General features: G+C 66.3%; 17 protein-coding genes. 3 read left to right on the top strand and 14 right to left on the bottom strand.

The genetic code is table 11. The features are described 5' to 3' along the window. Positions 1-66: 66 nt before the first annotated feature. From ACT2FV_RS12280 to ACT2FV_RS12260, 5 genes are all read right to left on the bottom strand, one after another. Complete coding sequence (locus ACT2FV_RS12280; protein ID WP_124613136.1) at positions 67-921, bottom strand: 3-hydroxybutyryl-CoA dehydrogenase; 855 nt, start codon at positions 919-921, stop codon at positions 67-69. A gap of 38 nt (positions 922-959) precedes the next feature. Continuing rightward, positions 960-2153, bottom strand: a complete 1194-nt coding sequence (bktB, locus tag ACT2FV_RS12275; RefSeq protein WP_124629830.1) for a beta-ketothiolase BktB — start codon at positions 2151-2153, stop codon at positions 960-962. Between the two features lie 49 nt (positions 2154-2202). After that, a complete protein-coding gene (locus tag ACT2FV_RS12270; RefSeq protein ID WP_444504268.1) occupies positions 2203-3831 on the bottom strand; it encodes an electron transfer flavoprotein-ubiquinone oxidoreductase in 1629 nt (542 codons plus the stop codon). A 79-nt stretch (positions 3832-3910) separates the two neighbouring features. Then, complete coding sequence (locus ACT2FV_RS12265; RefSeq protein ID WP_444503987.1) at positions 3911-5701, bottom strand: acyl-CoA dehydrogenase; 1791 nt, start codon at positions 5699-5701, stop codon at positions 3911-3913. Continuing rightward, a complete protein-coding gene (locus ACT2FV_RS12260; RefSeq protein WP_444503986.1) occupies positions 5691-6005 on the bottom strand; it encodes a hypothetical protein in 315 nt (104 codons plus the stop codon). Before ACT2FV_RS12260 ends, ACT2FV_RS12265 begins: the two co-directional genes overlap by 11 nt. Positions 6006-6162: 157 nt before the next feature. Here ACT2FV_RS12260 and ACT2FV_RS12255 point away from each other — a divergent pair, with 157 nt between their 5' ends. From ACT2FV_RS12255 to pntB, 3 genes are all read left to right on the top strand, one after another. Next, positions 6163-6753, top strand: a complete 591-nt coding sequence (locus tag ACT2FV_RS12255) for a dimethylsulfoniopropionate lyase (protein WP_444503985.1) — start codon at positions 6163-6165, stop codon at positions 6751-6753. A gap of 453 nt (positions 6754-7206) precedes the next feature. Then, entirely contained in the window at positions 7207-8805 is a 1599-nt protein-coding gene (locus tag ACT2FV_RS12250) for a Re/Si-specific NAD(P)(+) transhydrogenase subunit alpha (RefSeq protein WP_444503984.1), read from the top strand. A gap of 13 nt (positions 8806-8818) precedes the next feature. After that, positions 8819-10234: a Re/Si-specific NAD(P)(+) transhydrogenase subunit beta gene (gene pntB / locus ACT2FV_RS12245; RefSeq protein ID WP_059683965.1), complete on the top strand. Its 1416-nt coding sequence runs from the start codon at positions 8819-8821 to the stop codon at positions 10232-10234. Positions 10235-10362: 128 nt separating this feature from the next. On the opposite strand, the gene ACT2FV_RS12240 is transcribed toward pntB, so the two are convergent. The 9 genes from ACT2FV_RS12240 to ACT2FV_RS12200 all read right to left on the bottom strand — a co-directional run bounded on the left by ACT2FV_RS12240 (position 10363) and on the right by ACT2FV_RS12200 (position 18699). Continuing rightward, complete coding sequence (locus ACT2FV_RS12240) at positions 10363-10800, bottom strand: Lrp/AsnC family transcriptional regulator (RefSeq protein ID WP_124627122.1); 438 nt, start codon at positions 10798-10800, stop codon at positions 10363-10365. Further along, positions 10797-11726, bottom strand: a complete 930-nt coding sequence (locus tag ACT2FV_RS12235) for a homocysteine S-methyltransferase family protein (RefSeq protein ID WP_444503983.1) — start codon at positions 11724-11726, stop codon at positions 10797-10799. Before ACT2FV_RS12235 ends, ACT2FV_RS12240 begins: the two co-directional genes overlap by 4 nt. A gap of 104 nt (positions 11727-11830) precedes the next feature. Then, positions 11831-13000 carry a trans-sulfuration enzyme family protein gene (locus ACT2FV_RS12230; protein WP_175817181.1) on the bottom strand — a complete coding sequence of 390 codons (1170 nt, stop codon included), beginning with the start codon at positions 12998-13000 and terminating at the stop codon, positions 11831-11833. Between the two features lie 44 nt (positions 13001-13044). Next, the gene (locus ACT2FV_RS12225; protein WP_444503982.1) at positions 13045-13743 is read right to left on the bottom strand and encodes an ABC transporter permease; all 699 of its coding nucleotides are present in this window, start codon (positions 13741-13743) and stop codon (positions 13045-13047) included. 10 nt (positions 13744-13753) lie between these two features. Next, a complete protein-coding gene (locus ACT2FV_RS12220) occupies positions 13754-14437 on the bottom strand; it encodes an ABC transporter permease (protein WP_260437157.1) in 684 nt (227 codons plus the stop codon). Positions 14438-14503: 66 nt separating this feature from the next. Next, entirely contained in the window at positions 14504-15283 is a 780-nt protein-coding gene (locus ACT2FV_RS12215; RefSeq protein WP_124902588.1) for a transporter substrate-binding domain-containing protein, read from the bottom strand. A 31-nt stretch (positions 15284-15314) separates the two neighbouring features. Further along, complete coding sequence (locus ACT2FV_RS12210; protein WP_012366578.1) at positions 15315-16112, bottom strand: ABC transporter ATP-binding protein; 798 nt, start codon at positions 16110-16112, stop codon at positions 15315-15317. An 80-nt stretch (positions 16113-16192) separates the two neighbouring features. Continuing rightward, entirely contained in the window at positions 16193-17623 is a 1431-nt protein-coding gene (locus ACT2FV_RS12205; RefSeq protein WP_444503981.1) for an aldehyde dehydrogenase family protein, read from the bottom strand. Further along, complete coding sequence (locus ACT2FV_RS12200; RefSeq protein ID WP_444503980.1) at positions 17620-18699, bottom strand: homoserine dehydrogenase; 1080 nt, start codon at positions 18697-18699, stop codon at positions 17620-17622. Before ACT2FV_RS12200 ends, ACT2FV_RS12205 begins: the two co-directional genes overlap by 4 nt. Between the last annotated feature and the right edge of the window lie 93 nt (positions 18700-18792).

Here is an 18792-nt window from a genome sequence, read left to right as displayed (position 1 = left end):
CAAGCATGCCGCCCAAAGCACACGGCCGCCCGAAGGCGGCCGCGCGAAGAGGCATCGATGCACCGCTTACTTGCTGTAGTCGTACACCCCGCGCCCCGTCTTGCGCCCCAGCCGCCCTGCCGACACCATCTCGCGCAGCAGCGGGCACGCACGATACTTCGTGTCGCCGAAGTCCTTCAGGAACACGTCCATCACCGCGAGGCACACGTCGAGCCCGACGAGATCGGCCAGCGCAAGCGGCCCGATCGGATGGTTCGCGCCGAGTTTCATCCCCGCGTCGATCTCCTCGGCCGACGCGATGCCTTCGGCCAGCACGAAGAACGCTTCGTTGATCATCGGCACAAGGATCCGGTTCACGACGAAGCCCGGCGCATTGCGCACGCCGATCGGCGACTTGTCGAATCGCTCGGTCAGCGCGCGCACCGCCGATGCGGTCGCGTCGCTCGTCTGCAGCCCGCGGATGATCTCGACGAGCGGCATCAGCGGCACCGGGTTGAAGAAGTGCATGCCGACGAAGCGCGACGGATCGGCGAGCAGCGCCGCGAGCGACGTGATCGAGATCGACGACGTGTTGGTCGCGATGATTGCGTCGGGCCGCGCGACCGACTCGATCTGCTTCAGGATGCGGCTCTTCAGCTCGACATTTTCGGTTGCGGCTTCGATCACGATGTCGACCGCGGCGAGCTTCGCGTAGTCGGTCGACGTCGTGATGCGTGCGAGCGCGGCGTCGCGTGCGGCGGCGTCGAGCTTGTCCTTCGACACGAGCCGCTCGAGGCTGCCCTTCAGTGCGGCGACACCCTTGTCGAGTGCCGCATCGCTGACGTCGATCATCACGACGTTGAGTCCTGCAACGGCGGCGGTCTGCGCAATGCCGTTGCCCATGGTTCCGGCGCCCACGACGCCGACGGTTTCGATGGCCATGACGATTCCTGTGTATTCGGGTGCTGAACGGTCGATTATCAGATGTTCTCGAAGATCGCCGCAATCCCCTGGCCGCCGCCGATACACATCGTCACGAGCGCGTAACGCCCGCCGATGCGCTTCAGCTCGTACAGCGCCTTGACCGTGATCAATGCGCCCGTCGCACCGATCGGGTGACCGAGCGAAATGCCAGAGCCGTTCGGGTTGACCTTGGCCGGATCGAGGCCGAGCTCCTGCGTGACCGCGCATGCCTGTGCCGCGAACGCTTCGTTCGCCTCGATCACGTCGAGATCGGTGATCTTCAGGCCGGCGCGCTCGAGCGCCTTCTGCGTGGCCGGCACGGGGCCGATGCCCATGTACGCCGGATCGACGCCCGCATGCGCATACGCGACCAGACGCGCGAGCGGCTTCACGCCCTGCGCACGTGCGGCATCCGCGCTCATCATCAGCACCGCGGCAGCGGCATCGTTGATCCCCGACGCGTTACCGGCCGTCACCGTGCCGTCTTCCTTCACGAACACCGGCTTCAGCTTCGTGAAATCGTCCGGGCCGGCGTCGTGACGCACGTGCTCGTCGGTGTCGAACGCGACCTCGCCCTTCTTCGTGCGGATCGAGATCGGCAGGATCTGGTCCTTGAAGCGGCCTTCCGCGATCGCGCGCGCCGCACGGCGATGCGATTCGAGCGCGAGCGCATCCTGTGCGTCACGCGAAATGCCGTACTTGCGTGCGACGTTCTCGGCCGTCACGCCCATGTGGATCGTCTGGAACGGGTCGTGCAGCGCGCCGAGCATCATGTCGACGAGCTTCGCATCGCCCATGCGCTGGCCGAAGCGCGCGGACGGCACGCTGTACGGCGCGCGGCTCATGTTCTCCGAGCCGCCGCCGATGGCGATGTCGGCGTCGCCGAGCATGATCGTCTGTGCGGCCGACACGATCGCCTGCAGGCCCGAGCCGCACAGGCGGTTTACAGTCAGCGCCGGCGTGTGCTGCGCGACGCCACCGTTGATCGCCGCGACGCGCGCGAGATACATGTCCTTCGGCTCGGTGTTCACGACGTGGCCGAACACGACATGCCCGACCGCGTCACCCGAAACGTTCGCGCGCGACAGCACTTCACTCACGACCTTCGCGCCGAGATCGGTCGGCGAGAAATCCTTCAGGCTCCCGCCGAAAGCGCCGATCGCGGTACGGACACCGCTCACCACCACGACTTCCTTCGCTGCATTGCTCATCGTCTCACTCCGGTTCGTTCGCGCCCGCGGGCGCGGGGATGCGTTTGCGTTACATGTTCGGGTAATTCGGCCCGCCACCGCCTTCCGGCGTGACCCACACGATGTTCTGCGTCGGGTCCTTGATGTCGCACGTCTTGCAGTGCACGCAGTTCTGAGCGTTGATCACCAGCCGGTCGCTGCCGTCGTCGTTCTTCACGAACTCGTACACCGCCGCCGGGCAGAAGCGCCCCTCCGGCCCCGCGTAGGTCCGCAGGTTCACGTTCACCGGCACGTTCGCATCCTTCAGCGTCAGGTGCGCCGGCTGGTTTTCCTCGTGGTTCGTGTTCGAGATGAACACCGACGACAGCCGGTCGAACGTCAGCTTGCCATCCGGCTTCGGATACTCGATCGGCGTGCATTGCGAGGCCGGCTTCAGCATCTCGTGATCCGCATGCTTGTGGTGCAGCGTCCACGGCACGTTGCCGCCCATCACCTTCTGCTCGAGCCCGACCATCAGCGTGCCCAGGTACAGGCCCTTCGCCATCCACTGCTTGAAGTTGCGTGCGCGGTACAGCTCCGTATGCAGCCACGACTGCTTGAAGGCGTCCGGATACGCGTTGAGCTCGTCGCTCTGGCGGCCGGCCTGCAGCGCGTCGAACGCGGCGTCCGCCGCCAGCATGCCCGTCTTGATCGCCGCGTGGCTGCCCTTGATCCGCGATGCGTTCAGGAAGCCCGCGTCGTCGCCAATCAGCGCGCCGCCCGGGAACACCGTCTTCGGCAGCGACAGCAGGCCGCCGGCCGTGATCGCCCGCGCACCGTACGACACGCGCTTGCCGCCTTCCAGGAACGCGCGGATCGACGGGTGCGTCTTGTAGCGCTGGAATTCCTCGAACGGCGACAGATACGGGTTCGTGTAGCCCAGGCCCACCACGAAGCCGACCACGACCTGGTTGTTGTCCATGTGATACAGGAACGAGCCGCCGTATGTGTCCGATTTCAGCGGCCAGCCGGCCGTGTGGATCACGAGGCCCGGCTTGTGCTTCGCGGGATCGATTTCCCACAGTTCCTTGATGCCGATCCCGTACGCTTGCGGATCGGCGTTTGCGTCGAGCTTGAACTTCGAGATCAGCTGGCGGCCGAGGTGGCCGCGGCAGCCTTCGGCAAACAGCGTGTACTTCGCGTGCAGCTCCATGCCGAGCTGGAAGTTCTCGGTCGGCTCGCCGTCCTTGCCCACGCCCATGTTGCCGGTGGCGACGCCCTTCACCGAGCCGTCGTCGTGATAGAGAATCTCAGCGGCCGGGAAGCCCGGGAAGATCTCGACGCCCAGCGCTTCCGCCTGCTGGCCGAGCCAGCGCGTGACGTTGCCCAGCGAGATCACGTAGTTGCCGTGGTTCTTGAAGTTCTCGGGCAGCGCCCAGTTCGGCGTCGTCGCCGCGCTCTTTTCCGACAGGAACAGGAAGCGGTCCTCCGTCACCTCGACGGTGAGCGGCGCGCCCTGTTCCTTCCAGTCGGGGAACAGCTCGGTGATCGCGCGCGGGTCCATCACCGCGCCCGACAGGATGTGCGCGCCGATCTCGGAACCCTTCTCGAGCACGCACACGCCGATCTCGGTGCCTTTCTCGGCGGCCAGCTGCTTGAGCCGGATCGCCGCCGACAGCCCGGCGGGGCCGCCGCCGACGATCACGACGTCGTATTCCATCGATTCGCGCGGGCCGTATTGCGCGAGCAAGTCCTGTGTGGTCAAAATCCTGTCTCCTCCTGCGCCCCGACCGTTACGGTCAGAACTGGTCTTCCGTCAACGCGAGCACGCTCTCGCTACCCTTCGCGCCGACGATCGACGCTTCGAGCCCGCCTGCCTGCACGAGAACGTGTTCCGCGTAGCATTGTGCGATCGCGATCTTCGCATCGAAGAACGCCGTGTCGCTCGCGCGGTTCGCGTGCGCCGCCAGCAGCGCGCGCGCCATCTGCCATCCGCACAGCACCACGCCCGCCAGCTTCAGGTACGGCACGCTGCCCGCGAACACCGCGTTCGGGTCCTGCTTCACGTTCGCGACCACGTAGTCGACCACCGTCGACAGCGAGCGCGCGCCTTTCTCGAGCTGCGCCCTCATCGACGCGGCCGCAGCGCCGTCCACCTTGCCGAGCGCCGCGACGGTCTCGCCGATCTCCGCGATCAACGCCTTCGCCACCGCGCCGCCGTCGCGCATCGTCTTGCGGCCGACCAGGTCGTTCGCCTGGATCGCGGTCGTGCCTTCGTAGATCGCGAGGATTCGCGCGTCGCGGTAGTACTGCGCGGCGCCGGTTTCCTCGATGAAGCCCATCCCGCCATGCACCTGCACGCCCAGGCTCGCCACGTCGTTCACCATCTCCGTGCTCCAGCCCTTCACGACCGGCACCAGATATTCGTAGATTGCCTGATGACGCGTGCGCGTCGCCTCGTCCGAATGGCGGTGGGCAATGTCGCTGTGCGCGGCTGCCACGTAGGCCAGCGCCCGCGCGCCTTCGGTCAGCGCGCGCATCGTGCCGAGCATGCGGCGAACGTCCGGGTGATGGATGATCGTCACCGACTGCTTCGCCGACCCGTCGACCGGGCGGCTCTGCACGCGCTCCTTCGCGAATGCCGCGGCCTTCTGGTATGCGCGGTCGGCCACGCCGATCCCCTGCATCCCGACGCCGAAGCGCGCCGCGTTCATCATGATGAACATGTATTCGAGGCCGCGATTCTCCTCGCCGACCAGGTAGCCGACCGCGCCGCCGTGGTCGCCGTACTGCAGCACCGCGGTCGGGCTCGCCTTGATCCCGAGCTTGTGCTCGATCGACACGCAGTGCACGTCGTTGCGTGCGCCGAGCGAGCCGTCTTCATTGACGAGGAACTTCGGCACGATGAACAGCGAAATGCCCTTCACGCCTTCCGGCGCGTTCGGCGTGCGCGCCAGCACCAGGTGGACGATGTTGTCCGCCATGTCGTGCTCGCCCCACGTGATGAAGATCTTCGTGCCGAACACCTTGTACGTGCCGTCGCCCTGCGGCTCGACACGCGAGCGCACCAGCGCCAGGTCCGAGCCGGCCTGCGGCTCGGTCAGGTTCATCGTGCCGGTCCATTCGCCCGAGATCAGCTTCGGCACGTAGCGTTGCTTCTGTTCGTCGGTGCCGGCCGTCAGCAGCGCCTCGATCGCGCCGTCGGTGAGCAGCGGACACAGCGCGAACGACAGGTTCGACGCATTCAGCATCTCGATGCACGGCGTCGCGATCAGCTTCGGCAGCCCCTGGCCGTCATATTCGGCCGGGTGCTGCAAACCTTGCCAGCCGCCTTCGACGAACTGGCGGAACGCGGCGCCGAAGCCGGGCGTCGCCGTCACGACGCCGTCCTTCCAGCTGCTCGGGTTGCGGTCGCCCTCGACATTCAGCGGCGCCAGCACTTCACCGCAGAATTTCGCGGATTCGTCGAGCACGGCCTGCGCGGTGTCGTAGCCGGCTTCCTCGAAGCCCGGCAACTGCGCGACGGTGTCGATGCCCGCGAGTTCCTTCAGCACGAACAGCATGTCCTTGACAGGGGCGTTATAGCTCATGGTCGATGTTCCAAATCAGGCAGTGAATGAGGCGCGCGGCCCGGGCGGCTGCGGCAAAACCGGCCAGCGCCAGGCGACGTCGTGGCCCATCGTAATGCCGTGCCGGCGGTTTTCCATTGTCATATCCGGCCCACATGGTGACAAAACCGGCCACGCGATGCGCGCGGCGATGGCGGAAACGGGCGCCCGGGCGGCGGGTTCGGATGCCGATCGCGGCACAAACGACGCGCAATCCGCGTGCCGGCCCGATGGGTTGGCTGGCGACTCGAATCGCCGGCAAAGCCGAAGACCGGGAGTTGATCATGGAAAGTCGCCGACGGTGCCTCGGGATGGACGGAAGTCTCGGCGGGCACATGGCGGCCGGTGCCAAATCGGCCGCCCTTTTTCGCTGTCCGGGCCGGCGCGTTTCTGCGTAGACTTTCGTGTCATCAGGCCAAGCGAGCGCGGGAGCAGAGACCAGAATGAGTGTACGCCCGAAAGACATCGCGGATTTCGTCCGGGTCGCCGGCGATTTGTTCGAGTCGGACAAGCTTCCACCCGCCGCGCGCGCATTCGCGCCGCAAGTATTCGCACGGCTGCAGACCCCGTCGGACAACGGAACGCGGCGCTCGGTGCGATACCCCGCATGCGAATGGCTCGACCCGGCGCTCGAGTCGGTCGCACGCGCCAGCCCGACGTTCGCCACCGTCGCACGGCTGATCAAGTCGCTCGAACCCGTGATCGGATGGTCGCGTCGCACGTCCGGCAAGGACGGCAGCCCGAACTACATCGACGGGCACGTGAACGGGATGATCTGCGGGCCCGGCGGCGCCGAAAGCCGTGACGACATCCAGCTCGGCTTCTCGTTGATGATGCCCGACGTCAGATATCCGGATCACGGTCACGCACCGGAGGAAGCGTACGTGCTCATGACGGCCGGTGAATTCCGGCAGCAAAACGGCGCGTGGTTCGATCCCGGGATCGGCGGCGGCATCCACAATGCGCCTGGCGCCGTGCACGCGATGCGCTCCGGCCACGCGCCATTCCTCGCGATCTGGTGCCTGCTGAATTGATCCGACGACCGACGCGTGATGCCAACGGACTCGCCTGCGACAAGCAGCCGGCCATTGACCAGCCGGTCGGTCGGAATCGCCAATGGGGAGCCGGCCATGGGAACCCGCGCAGGAAGCCGGTTATGGGAAGCCCATGCAGTCCCGCCGCGCGGCTGCGCCGCACCGTGGAAGCGGTGATCCGATCCCATCGTCAACATCCATTCGGCCGACGCGATATCGCCCGCGCGTGGATAAAACGCAACAGAACACCGGAAAACGCGTTCGACGCATTTGTGTCCCCGATAGCCTCATCGTTATGCGGCATACTCTATCCGCATTCAGCGAACGGTCGTTCTATTTTTGACACAGACCGTCACGCACTCCACTAAACACGCACATGATTCTGGTACCTTGACGCACCGGCCCGCGCGCTTCGCGATGGCCATCACCGATCTATCACCCATCTTTCATACTATGACATTACAGATTGGGATTCCTCTGGAGACAGCCACTCAGGAGCGGCGCGTTGCGTCCGTCCCCGAAGTGGTCGAGAAACTGATCAAGCTGGGTTTTACGGTGGCCGTTCAAAGCGGCGCCGGGGCCGGCGCGAACTTTGACGACGACGCGTATCGCGCGGCCGGTGCGAGCATCGCCGCCACCGCCGCCGAGCTCTGGTCCGGCAGCGATATCGTATTCAAGGTCCGCCCGCCGAGCGCCGACGAAGTCGCGCTGATGCGCGAGGGCGGCACGCTGATCGGCTTCGTGTGGCCCGCGCAGAACCCCGAGTTGATGCAGCAGCTGGCCGCGAAGCGCGCCACGGTGCTGGCGATCGATTCGCTGCCGCGCACGCTGTCGCGCGCGCAGAAGATGGACGCGCTCACGTCGATGGCCGGCATCAGCGGCTATCGCGCCGTGATCGAGGCCGCGCATGCGTTCGGCCGCTTCCTGAACGGCCAGGTCACGGCAGCCGGCAAGATCCCGCCGGCCAAAGTGTTCATCGCCGGCGCCGGCGTGGCCGGGCTGGCCGCGATCGGCACCGCCGCGAGTCTCGGCGCGATCGTGCGCGCGAACGACACGCGCGCCGAGGTGGCCGATCAGGTCAAGTCGCTGGGCGGCGAGTTCGTCAAGGTCGACTACGAAGAGGAAGGCTCGGGCGGCGGCGGCTACGCGAAGGTGATGAGCGAGGGCTTCCAGCAGGCGCAGCGCGCGATGTACGCGCAGCAGGCGAAGGATGCCGACATCATCATCACCACCGCGCTGATCCCCGGCAAGCCGGCGCCGAAGCTCATCACCGCCGAGATGGTGCAGTCGATGAAGCCCGGCAGCGTGATCGTCGACATGGCCGCCGAGCAGGGCGGCAACTGCGAGCTCACCGTGCCCGGCGAGGCGGTCGTGCGCCATGGCGTGACGATCGTTGGCTACACCGATCTCGCGTCGCGCCTGTCGCGGCAGTCGTCCACGCTGTATGCGACGAACCTGCTGCGCGTGATCGAGGAGCTGTGCAAGGCCAAGGACGGCACGATCAACGTCGACTTCGACGACGACGCGATCCGAGGCCTCACCGTGATCAAGGAAGGCAACGTCACCTGGCCGCCGCCGATCAAGCAGGCGGCCGTCGCGCCCAAGCCCCCGGCAGCCGCACCCGCGGCGGCCGCCCCGGCGAAGTCGAAGGGCCACGGCCACAGCGGCGAACCGATGTCGGCCAAGGCGCTCGCGATCGTATTCGCGATCGGCGCGCTGGCATTCCTGCTGGTCGGCCAGTTCGCGCCGGCCAGCTTCCTGTCGCACTTCACGGTATTCGTGCTCGCGTGCTTCGTCGGCTACATGGTGATCTGGAACGTCACGCCGTCGCTGCACACGCCGCTGATGAGCGTGACCAACGCGATCTCGTCGATCATCGCGATCGGCGCGCTCGTGCAGGTCGCGCCGCCGCTGGACGAACTGGCCAACGCGGGCGACCGCCCGTCCGGGCTGATCCTCGGCCTGGCGGTGGGCGCGCTCACGCTCACGGCCGTCAACATGTTCGGCGGCTTCGCGGTCACGCGCCGCATGCTGGCGATGTTCCGCAAATAAGGGGACGACAACAATGACTTCCAACCTGACTACCGTCTCCTATATCGGCGCCGCAATCCTGTTCATCCTGAGCCTCGGCGGCCTCGCGAACCCCGAAACCGCGCGCCGCGGCAACCTGCTCGGCATGATCGGCATGCTGATCGCCGTCCTGGCCACCGTGGCCGGGCCGCGCGTGTCGGCCGCGGGCATTCCGTACGTGATCGCCGCGCTCGTCGTCGGCGGCGCGGTCGGCCTGTACGCCGCGAAGAAAGTGCAGATGACGCAGATGCCGGAACTGGTCGCGCTGATGCACAGCCTGGTCGGCCTCGCGGCCTGCCTGGTCGGTTTCGCGAGCTATATCGACACGTCGCTGCAATTCACCGGCGCGGAGAAGGCCATTCATGAGGTCGAGATTTATGTCGGCATCCTGATCGGTGCCATCACCTTCGCGGGCTCGATCATCGCGTTCGGCAAGCTGTCGGGCAAGATCGGCGGCAAGCCGCTGCTGCTGCCGGCGCGGCACTGGATGAACCTGGCCGCGCTGCTGATCGTGATCTACTACGGCCGCGCGTTCCTGCATGCCGAGACGATCCAGGACGGCATGCTGCCGCTCGTCGTGATGACCGTGATCTCGCTGCTGTTCGGCGTGCACATGGTGATGGCGATCGGCGGCGCGGACATGCCGGTCGTGGTGTCGATGCTCAACAGCTACTCGGGGTGGGCGGCGGCGGCCACCGGCTTCATGCTCGGCAACGACCTGCTGATCGTGATCGGCGCGCTGGTGGGCTCGTCCGGTGCGATCCTGTCGTACATCATGTGCCGCGCGATGAACCGCAACTTCATCAGCGTGATCGCGGGCGGCTTCGGCAGCGGCGCGGGCGCACCGGCGGCAGCCGGCGGCGGCGCGGCGCAGCCGGCCGGCGAGGCGGTCGCGGTGAGCGCGGCGGAGACGGCCGAGCTGCTGCGCGAAGCGAAGCGCGTGATCATCGTACCCGGCTATGGGATGGCCGTTGCACAGGCCCAGCACACGGTGTTCGAGCTGACGAAGCTGCTGCGCGAGAAGGGCGTCGACGTGCGTTTTGCGATCCACCCGGTTGCGGGCCGCATGCCGGGGCACATGAACGTGCTGCTGGCGGAAGCGAAGGTGCCGTACGACATCGTGCTGGAGATGGACGAGATCAACGGCGACTTCCCCGAGGCCGACGTGTCGATGGTGATCGGCGCGAACGACATCGTGAACCCGGCCGCGCAGGACGATCCGTCGAGCCCGATCGCCGGCATGCCGGTGCTGGAAGTGTGGAAAGCGAAGACGTCGATCGTGATGAAGCGCAGCATGGCGTCCGGCTATGCGGGCGTCGACAATCCGCTGTTCTACAAGGACAACAACCGCATGTTGTTCGGCGACGCGAAGTCGATGCTCAATGAAATCTTCGGTGCACTGAAAGCCTGAGTACGGCCACGCGCGTGGAGCGGGCAGCAAGCCGCTCCAGCGCCGCGTGGCTTCGATACGCCGACACGCACGCCGAACCGGGCGACGAGCAGATCCCCACCTGCCCTTTTTCCATTGCGCCGGTTTAGTCAGCGCTTGTGGACAACGGAGTCGAGCACGAAACTGGTCGTCATGTTTTGCACGCCGTCCAGCGCGCTGATCGTTGCCCAGATGTCGCTGATGCGCTCGTGTGTGGCCGCCTCGATCTGCACCAGCAAATCGACCTCGCCGCTGAGGACCGCGCAATCGCGCACCTCGGCGATCCGCTCGAGCGCGGCGAGCACGTCGGCGCCGCGCATCCGGTCCTTGCGATACACCAGCATCACGGCGCGCACCGGCACGACATCGTCGGGCACTGCGAGCCGCACCGTATAGCCGGCAATGATGTTCAGCGCTTCGAGCCGGTCGATCCGGTTCCGGACCGCCTGCCTGGACAGGCCGATCCTGTCGGCCAATACCGCGAGCGGAATCCGCGCATCGGCACACAACGCGTCGATTATCTTCTGGTCCAGGCCGTCGATCTTCATTGGCCGAATCCGGTGTGCCCGGCGCCGCGCGCATCGACCGCGTCCCGCAATGCCGCGATGTGGCCGGGCCCGATTCCGCAACACCCGCCGACAATCCGTGCGCCCAGCGCAAGCCACTGCTCTGCCCATCCTGCATAGCCGGGCGGATCGATGTCGCCGCGCAGGCCGTCGAGTTCCTCGTTCGCGCGCGCATCGGCGCGCTGAGGCGGAAACGCGTTCGCATAGGCGCCGATCACGAGCGACGTTCCCGCTCTCGCGAGCGTGCGCTGCGCCGTCTCGATCGCCGCACCCATCACTTCCGGCTGGCTGCAGTTGAACAGCAGCGCGGTCGCGCGCGCGGACACGGCGGCGTCGATCGCTTCGTCGAGCGTCTGTCCCGATCGCAGTACCGGCGTGGCACCTGCGTCGACGTCGTCGCGCAGCGTGAACGAGACCCAGAGCGGCTTCGGATTCGCATCGAGCGCACGCCGGACCGCGCCGATCTCGTCCGTCAGGCTCTGCGTCTCGGCCAGCCACAGGTCGACGTATGGATCGAGCCCATCGACGAGCGACGCCAGGATCGCATCCGCGCGCGCTGCGTCGAACAGGTCGGGGCGATAGGAACCGCCGGTCGGCGGAAGCGATCCTGCGACGCGCACGGGCCGCCCCGCGCGGTCCGCCGCTTGCCGCGCGAGTTGCCCGGCAAGTGCCGCGAGCGCGACACCGTCGCGACGGAACCGCTCCTCGCCGATATGGAACGGCACGACCGCATAGCTGTTCGCGGTGATCACGTCGGCACCCGCCGCGATGAATGCGTCGTGCGCGAGGCCGACGTAATGCGGCGCTTCCATCAGTGCGAGCGCCGACCATTCCGGCTGTCTGAACGGCGCGCCCATCCGCGCCAGTTCGCGGCCCATGCCGCCGTCGAGTACCGTGATGTCATGCATAGTCCGTGCTCCGTCGTTGCAATTCACGCATCTCGTGCGCGAATCGATTCAAAGGTCGGCGCGACGCGCGTCGGGCTTCGATCGAACGTGCGCGCGGGTCCGTGTCAGATCTGCTCCAATGCCTGCGCGATATCGCTTTTCAGGTCGTCGATGTGCTCGATGCCAACCGAATAGCGGATGAAATTGAGCGGGATGTCGGCAGCGCGCATCTGCTCCGCCGACATCGTGCCCGCCCACATGGATGCCGTATGGATCGCGAGCGAATCGACGCCGCCGAGATTGCCTGCATTCAGCGGCAAGCGCAGCGCCTCGACAAAGCGCTGCGCTTCGCCGTAGCTTCCCCGCACACCGAACGCAACCACGCCGCCGAAACCGCGCATCTGCCGGCATGCGAGCCCGTGCTGCGGATGGCTGCGCAGGCCCGGATAGAACACGCGCTCGATCTTCGCGTGCGCTTCGAGGAATTCGGCGAGCGCCTGAGCGTTCGCGTTGATCCGCTCGACGCGCATCGGCAGCGTGCGCAGCCCGCGCAGCAGCAGCCACGCGTCCATCGGCGACAGCACCGCCCCGAGCGTGATGTGCGTATGCCAGATCTGCTCGGCGAGCACGCGGCTCGTGCAGATCACGCCGCCCGTCAGGTCGTGATGGCCACCCAGATACTTGGTCGCGCTGTGCACGACGATGTCGACACCGAGCCGGTGCGGTTGCTGATTGATCGGCGACGCGAACGTGTTGTCCGCGAGCGTGAGGATGCCGCGGGCTCTTGCGATTTCGGTCACCGCGGCGATGTCGGTCACGAGCAGCAGCGGATTGACCGGCGACTCGAGCACGATCAGCCGTGTGTTCGGCCGGATCGCGCGATCGAACGCGGCCACGTCCGTCTGGTCGACGAACGTCACCTCGACGCCGAACCGGCGCAGCATGTCGTCGAGCAGCTTCGTGGTGCTCATGTAATGACGCGTCTGGCCGACCACATGATCGCCGGCCTTCACGACACTGAGGATCGCGGTCGCGATCGCGCCCATTCCGGATGCCGTGACGAGCGCGGTCTCGGTGCCCTCGAGCTCCGCCATGATCGCCTTCACGCGCTCGTGAACCGGATTGCCGTAGCGGGTGTAGTTGCGCGGATGCTGCGGCACGCTCGACATCTCCGCGAATTCCTCGCTGCCGGCTGCCTTGAATACCGCCGAATAGTGGATCGCCGGCGCGACCGACTTCTCGTCGGTCACGTCGCGGTCAGCGGCGAGCGCCAGCGTTTCAAGCTTGTATCCCATGTCGTCCTCGGATCGTTCGTTGTGTCGCGTTCATGCGGCGCCCGTCAGGCACGCACGCTGCCCAGATGGCGATTCAGCAGACCTTCGACGCGTTTGAGCGCGGTCGAAAGCACAGCCGTGATACCGACGTACACGATGCCGGCCAGCATCAGCGCGTCGGTCGTATAGGTTTCGATGGAGATGCGTCGTGCGACACCGGTCAGGTCGAGCACGGTGATCGTGCTGGCAAGCGCGGTGGACTTCAGCTGCAGCACGATCTCGTTGCCGAGCGTCGGTGCGACGATGCCGATCGCGCGCGGCACGATCACGAACCAGGTGAGCATGAAGCGGCTCATCCCGAACGCGAGCGCGGCTTCCTTCTCGCCGGCGGGGACGCCGGCGATCCCGCCCCGGATGTCTTCCGCCATGTAGGCCGCGAGATTGAGCGTCAGCGCGCACAATGCACACGAGAACGATCCGCCGACCAGCAGCCACAGAGGCGACGCACGCACGATCGAGAACTGCGCGAGCCCGTAATACAGCACGAAGATCTGCACCAGCAGCGGCGTGCCGCGAAACACCGACATGAACAGGCGGCTCGGGGTCGACAACCACCGGCACGCCGACGTGCGCGCGACAGCCAGCGGCACCGCGAGCGCAAACGCAAGCGTGCATGACAGCACCAGCAGCTCGAGCGTGATCCATATGCCGCGCGCGACGTCCGGGCCGGACTGCTCGATGAGGGAAAGAAAGTCGTTCATCATATGGCCCTCTTCAGGTGCGTTTTGCGTAACCGCGGCCCGCGATGCGCTCGAGCCACGCGAACACGGGGTTGGATGCGGCGAGAAAGCCGAAATAGACGATTCCGACCGTCACGTAGAAGACGAACGGCTGCTTGGTGAACTGCGCGGCGATGTTCGCCTTGCGCAACATGTCCTCGAGCCCGACGATCGACACCAGCGACGTGTCCTTCAGCAGGTTCTGCCACATGTTGTTCAGGCTCGGCAGGCAGATGCGCCATGCCTGCGGCAGCCGCACGTACCACAGTGTCTGCAGGCGTGTCATCCCGAACGCGCGCGCCGCCTCGATCTGTCCGGCCGGCACCGCGATGAACGCGCCGCGAAACATCTCCGACGAGTAGGCGCCGAACACCACGGCGAGCGCGATCACGCCGGCGGAGAACGGGCTGATGACCAGGGCGCCATCGAATTGCGCGTTGAGCAGATGCGACAGCCCGAAGTAGCAGATCAACAGGATCAGGAACTCGGGAATTCCGCGCAGGAAATTGGTCAGCGCATAGGTCGCATGCCTGAGCCACCCCAGGCTCGACAGTTTTGCCGACGCACCGGCGATGCCGAGCAGCATGCCGACACACAGCGCGGCGACCGCAAGCTCCAGCGTGACGAGCGCGCCAGCCGCGATCTGCGCGCCGTAGTTCATCAAGATGTCCATCGTCATGTCGCTCCGTGTAAGACGCGGATCGCGCAGGCCGCCGTCCGGCGCCCGCGCGGTGCCGATGCGCGGTTATTGCGGCGCGATGCTGAACGGGAAATAGCGCTTGTTGGCCGCGGCGAACGTGCCATCCGCCTGCACCTGCGCGATGCCCTTGTCGAACAGCGCCTTCAACGGCGCGTCGCCCTTGCGTACCGCGATCGCGGTGCCGTCGCCGAAGATCTCCGCATCGGCGATCGGCTTGCCGACGAAGTCGAAACCCTCCTTCCTGCCGGCCTTCGTCAGCCAGTCGTACGCGACCGTGTTGTCGGCAAACACCGCATCGACGCGCCCGGCCTCGAGATCGAGCCACGCCTCGTCGAGCGTCTGATAGACCTTCACGTTGATCCCCGACTTGCTCGCCGGCAGGCGGCGGCGCAAATAGGATTCGTGCGTCGATGCCGTCTGAACGCCGATCGTCTTGCCACGCAGCGTGGCGGCGTTGTCCGTGATGCCCGAGCCCTGCTTCGCGACGAGCTGCACGGGCGCCGTCGTGAAAATGCGCGTGAAGTCCACCGACTGCTCACGCTCCGGCGTCTTCGACATTTGCGCGAGCACCGCATCGATCTGCTTCGCCTTGAGTGCAGGAATCAGCGCGTCGAAATCCATCGTCACCCACTGGCACTTGACCTTCATCGTGTCGCACATCTTCTTGCCGATGTCGATCTCCATGCCCTGCAGCTTGCCGGATGCATCCTTGTATTCGAACGGCGCGTAATCGGCGAGCGTGCCGACCCGCACGACCTGCTCGGCATGCGCGACCGAACCGAGCAATGCCGCGCCCACGCACAGCGACTGAAGCAGCTTTTTCATGATTTCCCCTCCGGTTGACATTGAATCCGCATCAGATGATGCTGGACAGAAACTTCTGGAAACGCGGCGATTTCTGGCTCGCGAATACCTCGTCGGGACTGCCGTCTTCCTCGATTCGTCCCTGGTGGACGAACACGACGCGGTTCGCGACTTCGCGCGCAAATCCCATCTCGTGCGTGACGACGAGCATCGTGCGTCCCTCGTCCGCCAGCGAGCGCATCACCTTCAATACTTCGCCGACGAGCTCCGGATCGAGCGCCGATGTCGGCTCGTCGAACAGCATCACGTCGGGGTCGGTCGCGAGCGCTCGTGCAATCGCGACGCGCTGCTGCTGGCCGCCCGACAGCTGGTTCGGATAGTGTTCGCACTTGCCGGCGAGCCCGACCCGTTCGAGCATCGCGATCGCCTTGTCGCGGGCGTCGCGCTTCGGCACGCCGAGCACGCGCACCGGCACGAACATCACGTTCTGCAGCACGGTCATGTGCGCCCAGAGGTTGAACTGCTGGAACACCATCGCGAGCTTGCGGCGCACGCGCATCACCTGCCGCGCGTCGGCCGCGACGAGCGCGCCGTCGCGGCCTGCCCGTTTCAGCGCGAGCGTTTCGCCATTCACGCAGATCCGGCCACGGTCGGGCATTTCCAGCAAGTTGATGCACCTGAGGAACGTACTTTTTCCCGACCCGCTGCTGCCGAGGATCGACACGACCTCATGATTCTTCGCGGTCAGCGAGATGCCCTTCAGCACCTCGACACCGCCGAACGACTTGTGAATATCCTCGACCACCAGCGCGTCCGCCGCCGGTTTGCATGCAGGAATTGCTGCTGGCATCCTCGACTCCTTCTTCGATACGTTGCTCACACCGCTCCGGTTCGCGCCGCGCCGGCCCGCGAGGGGCCCGCGCTTGCGCATCAGCTCGACAGCCGCCGGTTGCGCCTGAAGCAGACCACCTTCGGCTGCGTCATTTCCGTCATCGCGAATCGAACGCCTTCCCGACCCAGCGACCCATGCTTGAATCCGCCGAACGGCATGCCGTCGAAGCGGTAATCGGACGAATCGTTGATCATCACGCCGCCCGCCTGCAGGCGCTCGGCCGCGCCGAGCGCCACCTCCAGGCGGTTGGTGAACACGCCTGCATGCAGGCAGCTCTCCGACGCGTTGGCTGCGTCGAGCGCCTGCTGCAGGTCGGTGAATTTCTCGATGGTCACGACCGGCGCGAATACCTCGTCGGTCCAGACACGCGCGTCGTGCGGCACATCCGCAAGCACCGTCGGTTCATACAGCGCCCCGCGCCGCCGATGGCCGGTCAGCACCGTCGCACCGCCCGCGACTGCTTCGTCGACCCAGCGCTCGATGCGGATCGCCTGCTCCTCGCCGATCATCGGCCCCATGTCGGTCGCATCGTCCAGCGGATCGCCGACGACCATCCTGCCGGTCAGTTCCACGAAATACCGCACGAACGGCTCGTACGCGGCCTCGGCGACGAAGATCCGCTGCGTGCCGATGCAGTTCTGTCCCGCCGCCCAGAACGCGCCCGACACGCACGATTCGGCGGCATCCTTCAGGTCACAGTCGGCCATGACGATCACCGGCGCATTTCCGCCCAGGTCCATCGCGATCTTCTTGAGTCCCGCATCGCGCGTGATGGCCTCGCCGGTCTGCGGGCCACCGGTAAAGGTCACCATCCGGATCCGCCGGTCGCGCACCAGAGCGGACGCGATATCCGCGCCGCCGTGCACGATCTGCAGCGCGGCGCGCGGCGCACCGGCATCCCACAGGACCTCGACGAGCGCCTGTGCGGACAGCGGCGCGAGCAGCGAGGGCTTCAGGATGACCGCATTGCCGGTCGCGATCGCCGGCCCGAGCTTGTGTGCGACGAGGTTCAACGGGTCGTTGAAGGGCGTGATCGCGAGAATCACGCCCAGCGGCTCCAGCGTGTAGTAGCCGCTGCGATCCTCCGAGCCGGGATACCCGTCGAACGGGATCGTCTCGCCGTTGAGTCGTTTCGCTTCCTCGCCCGACAGGCGCAGCGTGTTCACGCAGCGCGCGACTTCCTTGCGGGCCTGCCGCAGCGGCTTGCCCGCTTCGAGCGCGATCGTGCGTGCGAACGTCTCCGCTTGTGCCTCGACGCTCGCGGCTGCGCGAAACAGGATGTCGGCCCGCTGGCTGCGCGGCATGGTTGCGGCCGCGCGCGCGCCGTCGAGCGCGCGCTCGACGAGGACCGGCGCCGCATCGGCTCGCGACAGACGAACCTGGCCGACGATCGAGCCGTCATACGGCGACCGAACATCGGCTACGCCGGCTGCCGTGCAGTCGCCCATCACCGCATCGCGCGCGCTCATGCCGCCACCTCGTGCGAGGCTGCACCAATCCTGTCCGCCAGTTCGATCAGGTCGGAGAGGATCGCGAACGCCGTTTCCTCGCGGCCGGCTCCCGGCCCGCTGATCGTCACGCCGCCGAGCACGTCGGTGTCGAACGTGATCGCATTCGTCACGCCGCTCGCGGCAAGCAGCGGATGGCCGGCCGGCAGCTTGCGCGGTTCGACGCTCGCGGTAACGGTGCCGTCCGGATGGCGGATGGCGGATCCGATCAATCGCCAGGACGTGCGCTCCGCCGCCGCTGCGCGCACGTCGTGCTCGGTCAGTTCCACGATGCCGCGGCACGTCACGTCGCTACGCTTGAGGCCCGCATTCCACAGTGCATTCGCCAGAATGACGACCTTCAGCTGTACGTCCGAACCGTTGACGTCGGCCGCCGGGTTCGCCTCCGCATAGCCGCGCTGCTGCGCATCCCGGATCGCCGCATCGAAGCTCGCGCCGGCCTCGACCTCACCGAGCACGTAATTCGACGTGCCGTTCAGGATGCCGGCGAAGCCGTGGATGTCGCAGCCGCGCAGCGAGGTCGCGAGTTGCCGCAGCACCGGCGTGCCGCTCATCACCGTGCCCTCGTACATCACACAAGCACCCGATTGCGCGGCGATCCGCGCCAGCGCCGGCTGCGCGAGCGCGATCGGCCCCTTGTTGGTCGTGATCACGTGCTTGCCGCATTCGAGCGCGGTACGGCAATGCGACAGCGCGGGCTCACCGGTGTTCGGATCGGTGAAGGTCGCCTCGATGACGACATCCACGTGTTCCGACGCGATGGCCTTCAGCACCGCGCCGAGGCTGACGTCCGGCGACACCAGCGTGCCGGGATCGCGACGCAGCGCTTCGGCATCGACACCCCGCCGAGCGGTTTCGTCGAGGACGTCCAGCGCGATACCGCGAGGATTCGTCGCGATCCCGAGCCGCAGGTCGGCGACCGTCGTCACCAATACGTCGAGTCCCGCCGCACCCAGCATCGCACGCTTCTTTTTGAGCAAATCGACGAGTCCCTGATTGACTCCGCCGAAACCGACCAGTGCCAGTTTGAGTTCCATCTTGATCTTCTCCTGTTCATTGACGACACGACACAGGTTAGTTATGCGAATCGATTTTCAAATTAGGCGTTTCGCCCGATTCAAGTCATCATC

This window comes from Burkholderia sp. PR2, from assembly GCF_052372875.1.
Taxonomy (GTDB): domain Bacteria; phylum Pseudomonadota; class Gammaproteobacteria; order Burkholderiales; family Burkholderiaceae; genus Burkholderia; species Burkholderia diffusa.
This window is presented reverse-complemented; position numbering and strand designations above follow the sequence as displayed.

Coding starts and splice junctions, on each gene's coding strand:
- ACT2FV_RS12280 (WP_124613136.1), bottom strand. CDS start 921: ATGGCCATCGAAACCGTCGGCGTCGTGGGCGCCGGAACCATGGGCAAC.
- bktB (WP_124629830.1), bottom strand. CDS start 2,153: ATGAGCAATGCAGCGAAGGAAGTCGTGGTGGTGAGCGGTGTCCGTACC.
- ACT2FV_RS12270 (WP_444504268.1), bottom strand. CDS start 3,831: ATGGAATACGACGTCGTGATCGTCGGCGGCGGCCCCGCCGGGCTGTCG.
- ACT2FV_RS12265 (WP_444503987.1), bottom strand. CDS start 5,701: ATGAGCTATAACGCCCCTGTCAAGGACATGCTGTTCGTGCTGAAGGAA.
- ACT2FV_RS12260 (WP_444503986.1), bottom strand. CDS start 6,005: ATGATCAACTCCCGGTCTTCGGCTTTGCCGGCGATTCGAGTCGCCAGC.
- ACT2FV_RS12255 (WP_444503985.1), top strand. CDS start 6,163: ATGAGTGTACGCCCGAAAGACATCGCGGATTTCGTCCGGGTCGCCGGC.
- ACT2FV_RS12250 (WP_444503984.1), top strand. CDS start 7,207: ATGACATTACAGATTGGGATTCCTCTGGAGACAGCCACTCAGGAGCGG.
- pntB (WP_059683965.1), top strand. CDS start 8,819: ATGACTTCCAACCTGACTACCGTCTCCTATATCGGCGCCGCAATCCTG.
- ACT2FV_RS12240 (WP_124627122.1), bottom strand. CDS start 10,800: ATGAAGATCGACGGCCTGGACCAGAAGATAATCGACGCGTTGTGTGCC.
- ACT2FV_RS12235 (WP_444503983.1), bottom strand. CDS start 11,726: ATGCATGACATCACGGTACTCGACGGCGGCATGGGCCGCGAACTGGCG.
- ACT2FV_RS12230 (WP_175817181.1), bottom strand. CDS start 13,000: ATGGGATACAAGCTTGAAACGCTGGCGCTCGCCGCTGACCGCGACGTG.
- ACT2FV_RS12225 (WP_444503982.1), bottom strand. CDS start 13,743: ATGATGAACGACTTTCTTTCCCTCATCGAGCAGTCCGGCCCGGACGTC.
- ACT2FV_RS12220 (WP_260437157.1), bottom strand. CDS start 14,437: ATGACGATGGACATCTTGATGAACTACGGCGCGCAGATCGCGGCTGGC.
- ACT2FV_RS12215 (WP_124902588.1), bottom strand. CDS start 15,283: ATGAAAAAGCTGCTTCAGTCGCTGTGCGTGGGCGCGGCATTGCTCGGT.
- ACT2FV_RS12210 (WP_012366578.1), bottom strand. CDS start 16,112: ATGCCAGCAGCAATTCCTGCATGCAAACCGGCGGCGGACGCGCTGGTG.
- ACT2FV_RS12205 (WP_444503981.1), bottom strand. CDS start 17,623: ATGAGCGCGCGCGATGCGGTGATGGGCGACTGCACGGCAGCCGGCGTA.
- ACT2FV_RS12200 (WP_444503980.1), bottom strand. CDS start 18,699: ATGGAACTCAAACTGGCACTGGTCGGTTTCGGCGGAGTCAATCAGGGA.